We start from the raw sequence: 8,104 nt of genomic DNA on the forward strand, positions 1-8,104 counted from the left end.
GTTGTTGAATGGAAAGCAAGTCATTAACCCCATCCTCACCCCTACCCTCCCCTTGAAGGGGAGGGTGAAGGGAAGCGGAGGTCCCCTCCCCTTGAAGGGGAGGGACAGGGTGAGGCTGGGGGCCGTCTGCAACCGGACAAAAAATACCATGCTGGCCATCCACTGGTAGTCTTTGAAGTTGCGGACTTCAAGTTACCAGGATAAGGGAGGCCAACATGGCGAAGGAAAGTTTAGCAGGTCTACGACAGTTTGTTAGCGGTTTCGAAGACGCTCCGTTCTACGTCGGTATCGATGTTCACAAACGAAGCTTTTATTTCGCCCTGCGCCGCGCTGACGGACGCACCGTCAGCGCGGTCACTCCTCCAACCCCATCTGCCATCCTCCACCTGCTGCTCGGCCTCAAGATCAACATCGGCGCCGTCGCTTATGAATCCGGCCCTACCGGTTTTTCCCTGGCCAGGTTCCTTGAGGATGCCGGCATTCCCGTCATTGTTGCCGCCCCCAGCAAGATTCCCCGTCCAGTGACGCGGGACGCCAAGTGCGACAGACTTGACTGCTTGAAGCTGGCCGAGTACGCCGCCAAAGGAATGCTCAGGCCGATCGCACTCCCCTCTCCACAGGAAGAGGCTCGCAGGACGCTGCTCCGTCGGCGACACATGCTTGTCGACAGTGTAAGGCGCTGCCGGCAGCGCATCAAAGGCCTCATCCTGTTTCTCGGGATTGAGGAGCCGAAGGAACTAGAGCACTGGAATCAGAACGTAGAAGCCGTTCTCGTTGCGCTCCCAATGGATCCTGCCGCACGATTGACCTTGGAAAGTTACCTGCGCGAGCTGACGTTTAATCTTGAGGAGCTGCGCAGAGTGGAACAGCAATTGAAGTTGCTGACAAAGGCACCTGACCTTAGCAAAAGCATGGAATGTCTCCAATCAGTCCCAGGTGTCGGCTCGGTAGTAGCTACGACGTTTGCCCTGGAGATATTCCAACCCAAACGATTCAAAAGGCCGGAAGAAGTTGCCAGCTACATTGGCCTGGCTCCCGTAGTACACCACAGCGGTGGGAAAACGCCTTCCGGACGTCTTGTCCCAGTGGGGCAGGCAAGGTTGCGAAGCCTGCTGATTGAGGCGGCCTGGATGTGGAAAGCAAAAGATCCGCATGCACAAGCCATTTATACGCGCCTGCTAGGAAAGACTGGCGTTGCTCAAAAAGCTATTACTGCAGTAGCTCGACGTTTAGCGATCATCCTTTGGCGCCTTTGTACCGAGCAACGCACGTACAGAACAGCTATGGCTTGAAAATTAGAAGAGGTCGCGACGGGGCTATGCCACATCAGGTGGCGGACAAAAAATGGCGAACCTTCTCCCTGGTACCGGAAAGGTACGATGCGAAACAAAGGCGCGAATAAGAAAAGGCATCCTCAGTTGAAGATGCCCGGGCGGAGAAGGTTTAGAAACACTCAGGTCTTTGAAACTCTTGACAGATGGCCACATAAGAAAGGCCCCGAGCAACCGCCGGGGCCTTTTCTTTTCCAGATTAACAATCATCGTCCAATACTCCTCCCCCCTGATGGGGCGAGGTTCCCTCCCTAACCCTTCCCTCGCGAGAGGCTAGGGAGGTGGAGCTCCTCTCTACGGCACCGCCACAACCACCGTCCGCCGGTTTGCTTGGCGCCCGTCGGAGGTCGCGTTGTCTGCAACCGGATTAGCAGAGCCGTAGCCCTTGACGGTCAGCCGGTTAGCGCTTACCCCCTGCTTGACCAGGAACGCTTTCACCGCCTTCGCGCGCCGCGCGGAAAGAGCCTGGTTGGAGGCCTCGCTACCGATGTTGTCTGTGTATCCGGAGATCACCCCTTTCTTCTCGGGATGCGCCTTCAGATAACGCGCCATCTCACGCAATTGCCGATGGTAAGACGCCGCCACCTCGGCACCGGCGGTGGAGTACTCGATGGTCACCGCCATACCGTGCTCTTCCTCAGCAACCGGGGCCTTGGCCGGAACGACCGGCGCAGGCGCCGGCACCACAGTGACATGGCCGGCGCTCGCCGTCTTGCCGCCGGGACCGTCACAGGTCAGCGTGTAGTCAGTGTCGGCGGTGGGGGTTACCGTCATGCTCCCCTCCGGCTGCACCGGCCCGAGACCAGGCTGCAGATCGCAGTTCACGGCGTTGCGGGAGCTCCAGGCAAGGGTGACGGGTTGGGAGGCGCTGATGGAAGCGGGGATCACCTTCAAGGCTACCACCGGGGCAGGCGCCGGCGGAGCTACCGGCTCAACAGGAGCAGCAGGAGCAATAACGTGTGCCGGAGCAGGTACCGGAGCAGGTACCGGAGCAGGTACCGGAGCAGGTGCCGGAGCAGGTGCCGGTGCTGGAGCAGGCGCCGGGGCAGGAGCTACCGCAGCCTGTGCGACAGCCGATTTGCTTCCCCCGAACAGGAAGGTGACGCCTAAGCTGTACTCCCAGTTGTACTTGGGCGGGTTGGGGTCCTCTATGACAAACAGCTGGCGCGCATCACCGCGCACGGCGAGGGAGTCGGTTACGAAGTACTTGAAGCCGGCCCCGAGGTTGGCGGTTGCATCGGTATTCTTGCCATTGAACTTGACCCCCTGCCCCCCGAAGGTCAGGCCACCTCCACCCACCGCCACATAGGGGACGAAAGGGCCGTCCGGCATGAAGTTGTAGAGGAGGTCCAAACGGTAGGACAACATCTTCTTCGAGTTTCCAGAGTGGGTATAGTGCGTGTAGAGAAAATCGGATACCGCCTCCACACCAAGATGATCAGTGATGTCATAACCCAGCCGCACCCCATATACCGGTGCGGTTTCCAGGTGCTGGGTGCCATCAAAGGTATAACCGCCAATGAAGGGGGAGACCGAAATGGCCCCTTCCCTCTCTCCGGCGAGCGCCGTGGTAGCGACCATAACCACGGCAAGCATCGCCAACAGTACCGAAACAACTCTTGTCATAACTCTCCCTCCATATCAAATCACAACTATCAAATCACAACAAAGTCACAGTCATAAACGCCGTAACTAAGACGGCTCATTCACCTAATGAGAACACAGAAGCTGTGTCTATATCATGAATGCTGCCTCCATAAAAGAACTTTCACTGGAGCAGATACAGCACTTCATTGCATTCAGCCCCTCTCCTGCTATCGTTTTAGCTATTACTTTCGTCCGACCTGATGAATCCGACTCCTTGTCAACAAACCGTGCGACCTCACCGATACTTCCCGCTCAGAGGTATTAAGGAGAAACCACCGTGAAACTTAACGACATTACGAGAGGAACCGGCCTGGAACAACACGGCATCACCAATGCCAACCTCATCTACTGGACCTCGCCCACCGCTGTGCTGTACGAGCAGGTGGTGAGACGTGGAGAAGGCATGATCACCCACCTGGGCACCCTGGCAGTCAAAACCGGCCACTACACCGGGCGGGCGGCCAACGACAAGTTCATCGTGAACGAGCCGGGAAGCGGCGGCGATATCAACTGGGGAAAGATCAACCGCCCCTTCGACGCCGACAAGTTCGACGCGCTCTACAAGAAGATGACCCTCTACATGCAGGGACGCGACCTGTTCGTGCAGGACTGCTTCGCCGGCGCGAGCCCCGACCACCGTCTCCCGGTCCGCATCATCACCGAAAGGGCCTGGCACTCGCTGTTCGCCCGCAACATGTTCCTCAGGGCAACCCAGGAGGAACTGCTCACCCACCAGACCCAATTCACCGTCATCGACCTCCCCGCCTTCCACGCCCAGCCGACGGTGGACGGCACCGACTCCGAGGCCTTCATCATCATCAACTTCGCCAGGAAGCTGGTCATCATCGGCGGCACCAGTTATGCCGGAGAGATCAAGAAGTCGATCTTCACCGTGCTGAACTACCTGCTGCCGCACAACGGCGTGCTCTCCATGCACTGCTCGGCGAACGCCTCCGCCAAGGGGGAGGTGGCCATCTTCTTCGGCCTGTCGGGGACCGGCAAGACCACACTCTCGGCGGCCCCCAACCGGCTTTTGATCGGCGACGACGAGCACGGCTGGGACGAGCGCGGGGTCTTCAACTTCGAGGGGGGGTGCTACGCCAAGGTGATCAACCTCTCCCCCGAATCGGAGCCGGAGATCTACCAGTGCACCAGGCGCTTCGGCACCATCCTGGAGAACGTTGCCGTCGACACCATCTCCCGCCGGATCGACCTCAACGACGCCTCCTTCACCGAGAACACCCGGGCCTCCTACCCCATCACCCACATCCCGGAGATCGTCCGGTCGGGAGTGGGTAGCCATCCCGCCAACATCATCATGCTCACCTGCGACGCCTTCGGGGTGCTCCCCCCCATCGCCCGGCTCACCCCGGAACAGGCGATGTACCACTTCCTCTCCGGCTATACGGCGAAGGTGGCCGGCACCGAGGCGGGAGTGACCGAGCCGCAGGCGACCTTCTCCACCTGCTTCGGCGCCCCCTTCATGCCGCTGCGTCCCGCGGTGTACGCGGAACTCCTGGGCAAGAAGATCGCCAGCCACCGGGCCACCTGCTGGCTGGTCAACACCGGCTGGAGCGGCGGCGGGCCGGGGGTGGGGAGCAGGATGAAGATCGCCTACTCGCGGGCGCTGGTGAACGCGGCCCTGGAGGGCGAGCTTGCCACCGGCAGCTTTATGAAGGACCCGGTGTTCGGCCTGGACATCCCGGTCCGCTGCCCGGGCGTCCCCGACGACATCCTGAACCCGAGAAACGCCTGGGGCGACAAGGACGCCTACGACGCCGCCGCGGCTAAGGTGGTGCAGATGTTCCGCAAGAACTTCCAGCAGTTCACCGAGACGGTATCCCCCGAGGTTGCCTCTGTACTGTAATATCGCTCGGCCCGGGCCCCCTCCCCTTCAAGGGGAGGGACAGGGTGAGGATGGGGGCTCACCCGCAAGTTGCGTAACCGAAGCCCCCTTGATATCATTAAGCCAACAAAGGCAGCAGGGGAGGGAGCTATGAAAGGACCGTTTTCCGAAATATGCGACCGGACCGAACGTAAGGACGAAAGGATCAAGGTGAAAAACCGGCTGACCGGCGAGATCGGCCTCAGCTACGGCTGCACCCTGGAAGGCGACACCGTGCAGGTGGAACTCACCGACGGCAGCCTGGACAGCTGGCGCGAGGATGACTGCGAGATCATGTCCTGACCACTTTGGCGGAAACCGGCTCCGGCATCACCGCTTTCTATCAAAAGAGCCCCGTGCACAACGAGGCTCTTTGTTTTTGTCTACGGAGGGCATTCCATGAACATCCTCGTGCTGGGCATCGGCAACCTGCTGATGGCCGACGACGGCATCGGCGTCCGGGTGATCCAGCTCCTCACCGACCGATACCGGTTTCCCGGAGAGGTCAACCTGGTGGAAGGCGGCACCCTGGGGCTCGACCTGCTCCCCCAGGTGCAGGACGCCCAGCGTTTGCTGATCGTCGATGCCGTGGAAACGGGCGCCGCTCCCGGGACCCTCGTCCGCTACGCCGGCGACGCCATCCCATCTACCCCGGAGAGCAAGCTGTCGCCGCACCAGGTCGGACTGAAGGACCTGCTCACCCTTGCCGCGGCGCTCGGCGGGGCCCCTGAAGAGATCGTCCTTTGGGGGGTACAGCCGGAGAGCGTGACGGTGAGTATGGAGCTTTCGGCAGCGGTCGAGGCACAGTTGGAACCGCTGGTCGCCAAGCTCCTTGAGGAGCTGGCCTGCTGGGGGATCTCTCCCTTGCCGACCTCAAGCAGCGACCTGGATAGCACAACGGGGACCCGCTCGTTAAGCGCCAATCCCCGTTGATACCATACATCGAGCCGCTACCCTTCCAGCGCCCCCTCATTTCTCCACCAACCACACCATCTCATTTCAACATTGCGCCTGCACTCCCTCCCCCTGCGGGGGAGGGCCGGGTGAGGGAAGCCCCGTTCCTCCGGAACCCTGCCCAAGCCATCCCCTCGCCGTTTAAAGGGAGAGGGTGCCTGAAGGACGGGTGAGGGGAAGACTAGATCGCCTGCCCGGCCGGCTCGACGACCTCCGGCCTGCTCACCGGTTCCAGGCGCAGGCTCCTGACCACCGCCACCTTCTGGGGCGGGAACAGGTCCGGGCGTACCCTCTGGAAGGCCAGCTGCTGCGGAGCGTCCAGGTCGTAGCGCGGAGAGAACTCCGGCACGATGGCCTTCAACGACTGCAGGACGCCGGCGATGTCTCCCGCCTTGGCCAGAGCAGCCAGCGCGTCCAGCTTCACGCAGGCCCACTCGTAGTCGCTCTCCACCGGTGCGCTGACCCGGATCTTCTTGTGGGCGGTGGGCAGGATCCCCTCGCCGTCGATGAGCAGCTCCTCGTAGAGCTTTTCGCCGGGCTTGAGGCCGGTGAAGACGATGTCCACGTCGGTGTAGGGTTCCAGGCCGGAAAGGCGGATCAGCTCCTCCGCGAGACTCAGTATCCGGACCGGCTCGCCCATGTCGAGCAGGAAGATCTCCCCCCCCTGGCCGAGGCAGCCCGCCTGCAGCACCAGCTGCGACGCCTCCGGGATGGTCATGAAGAAGCGCACCACCTCCGGATCGGTCACCGTCACCGGCCCACCCTTGCGGATCTGCTCCTTGAAGAGCGGGATGACGCTGCCGTTAGAGCCCAGCACGTTGCCGAAGCGGACCGTGGTGAACCTGGTCTGGCTCCTCTCCGCCAGGGCCTGCACGTAGACCTCGGCGCTTCTCTTGGTGGCACCCATCACGTTGGTGGGGTTCACCGCCTTGTCGGTGGAGACCATCACGAAGTTGCGGACCTTGAAATTGTCGGCGGCGTCGGCCAGTACCCGGCTGCCGATGACGTTATTGAGCACCGCCTCGGCCGGGTTGTATTCCATCATGGCCACGTGCTTGTAGGCCGCGGCATGGAAGACCACCTCGGGCCTGAACTCGGCGAAGACCTTTTCGATGCGCTCGCGGTTCTTGACGTCGGCGATCACCGGGATGATCTGCAGGTCGGGGAAGGCTCCCGTGAGCTCGCGCTCGATGAAGAAAAGCGGCGTCTCGGCGTGGTCGAGAATGACGATCTTGGCCGGAGAAAATGCCGCCACCTGCCGGCAGAGTTCGCTGCCGATGCTTCCCGCCGCACCGGTGACCAGCACCCGCTTGCCGGTTAAGTAGTTGCGGATCGCCCGCTGGTCAAGCACCACCGGGTCGCGCCCGAGCAGGTCCTCGATATCCACGTCCTTGATCTGGCTCAGGGAGAAGGTGCCGTCGATGATGGAAGCAATGCCGGGAAGGGTGCGAACCCGCACGTTTGCCTTTTCGCAGCTGGCGAGAACCCGGCGCATGACGGAGGGGCCGGCGGAGGGGATCGAGAAGATGACGTTGTCGATGTCGTGCTTGCGGATCAGCCCCTTCAGATGATCGATATCTCCCAAGACCTTGATGCCGGAAAGACGCATGCCGCGCTTTCTGGGATCGTCGTCCACGAAGCCGACGATGGTGTAAGGAGAAGGGGTGAGCTTGCGGATCTCCCTCAAGAGGAGGTTCCCTGCGTCGCCGGCGCCGATGATAAGGGTTCTCTTGCCGGGGAGGTGGGAGGGGATGATCAGGGCCTCGCGGTATAGACGCCAGAACATCCGGCTGAGGCCGACCAGGGCGAGCAGGACGAACCAGTCGAGGACATAGACCGAGCGCGGCAGACCGAAGGGAGCATTGACCAGCCGCAGCACCAGCATGGAGCCGATACTGGAGAGGGTCACCACCTTCAGCACCTCGATGGCGTCCCGCAGCGAGGCGTATTTCCAGATGTTGCGGTACATGCCGGACGCCACGAAGAAGAGCGGCTTGGCGATCATAATGACCATCAGGCCATTGAGCAGTACCTGGTTCTGGGCCTCCGGGATGCGGAAATCGAAGCGCAGCAGAAACGAAACGTAGAGCGACAGGGCAATCAACGAAAGGTCGAGGCAGAAAACGAGCCCCCTTCTATCGCGAAACATACTCCCCTCCTTACATCACAAAACAGAACAAAAGCAGCAAATACAAGTACGGCAAAACGACAGTCAAAAAGATTACAGGTACGACATTACGCAGCTTGAGGGTAGCTGCCGGACGCCGGCAGCTTCGCCGCCCGCACC

6 protein-coding genes are annotated in these 8,104 nt (G+C 61.1%); 4 read left to right on the forward strand and 2 right to left on the reverse strand.

Translation table 11 applies throughout. The features are described 5' to 3' along the window. Nucleotides 1-215 precede the first annotated feature (215 nt). On the forward strand, nucleotides 216-1,292 hold the full coding sequence (locus VJ604_RS00540) for an IS110 family RNA-guided transposase (protein WP_324079433.1): 1,077 nt from the start codon (nucleotides 216-218) through the stop codon (nucleotides 1,290-1,292). A 333-nt stretch (nucleotides 1,293-1,625) separates the two neighbouring features. Here the strand turns inward: VJ604_RS00540 and VJ604_RS00545 are convergent, their stop codons facing one another. Next, nucleotides 1,626-2,957 carry an OmpA family protein gene (locus VJ604_RS00545; RefSeq protein ID WP_324079434.1) on the reverse strand — a complete coding sequence of 444 codons (1,332 nt, stop codon included), beginning with the start codon at nucleotides 2,955-2,957 and terminating at the stop codon, nucleotides 1,626-1,628. A 298-nt stretch (nucleotides 2,958-3,255) separates the two neighbouring features. Here VJ604_RS00545 and pckA point away from each other — a divergent pair, with 298 nt between their 5' ends. The 3 genes from pckA (at nucleotide 3,256) to VJ604_RS00560 (ending at nucleotide 5,796) form a co-directional block, all read left to right on the forward strand. Continuing rightward, nucleotides 3,256-4,845, forward strand: coding sequence for a phosphoenolpyruvate carboxykinase (ATP) (pckA, locus tag VJ604_RS00550; protein ID WP_324079435.1), 1,590 nt, complete (start codon nucleotides 3,256-3,258; stop codon nucleotides 4,843-4,845). A 129-nt stretch (nucleotides 4,846-4,974) separates the two neighbouring features. Continuing rightward, nucleotides 4,975-5,166, forward strand: coding sequence for a hypothetical protein (locus tag VJ604_RS00555; protein WP_324079436.1), 192 nt, complete (start codon nucleotides 4,975-4,977; stop codon nucleotides 5,164-5,166). 96 nt (nucleotides 5,167-5,262) lie between these two features. After that, on the forward strand, nucleotides 5,263-5,796 hold the full coding sequence (locus VJ604_RS00560) for a HyaD/HybD family hydrogenase maturation endopeptidase (RefSeq protein WP_324079437.1): 534 nt from the start codon (nucleotides 5,263-5,265) through the stop codon (nucleotides 5,794-5,796). A gap of 202 nt (nucleotides 5,797-5,998) precedes the next feature. On the opposite strand, the gene VJ604_RS00565 is transcribed toward VJ604_RS00560, so the two are convergent. Further along, nucleotides 5,999-7,966 carry a polysaccharide biosynthesis protein gene (locus tag VJ604_RS00565; RefSeq protein WP_324079438.1) on the reverse strand — a complete coding sequence of 656 codons (1,968 nt, stop codon included), beginning with the start codon at nucleotides 7,964-7,966 and terminating at the stop codon, nucleotides 5,999-6,001. Between the last annotated feature and the right edge of the window lie 138 nt (nucleotides 7,967-8,104).

The organism is Geomonas sp., assembly GCF_035254065.1.
GTDB lineage: Bacteria > Desulfobacterota > Desulfuromonadia > Geobacterales > Geobacteraceae > Geomonas.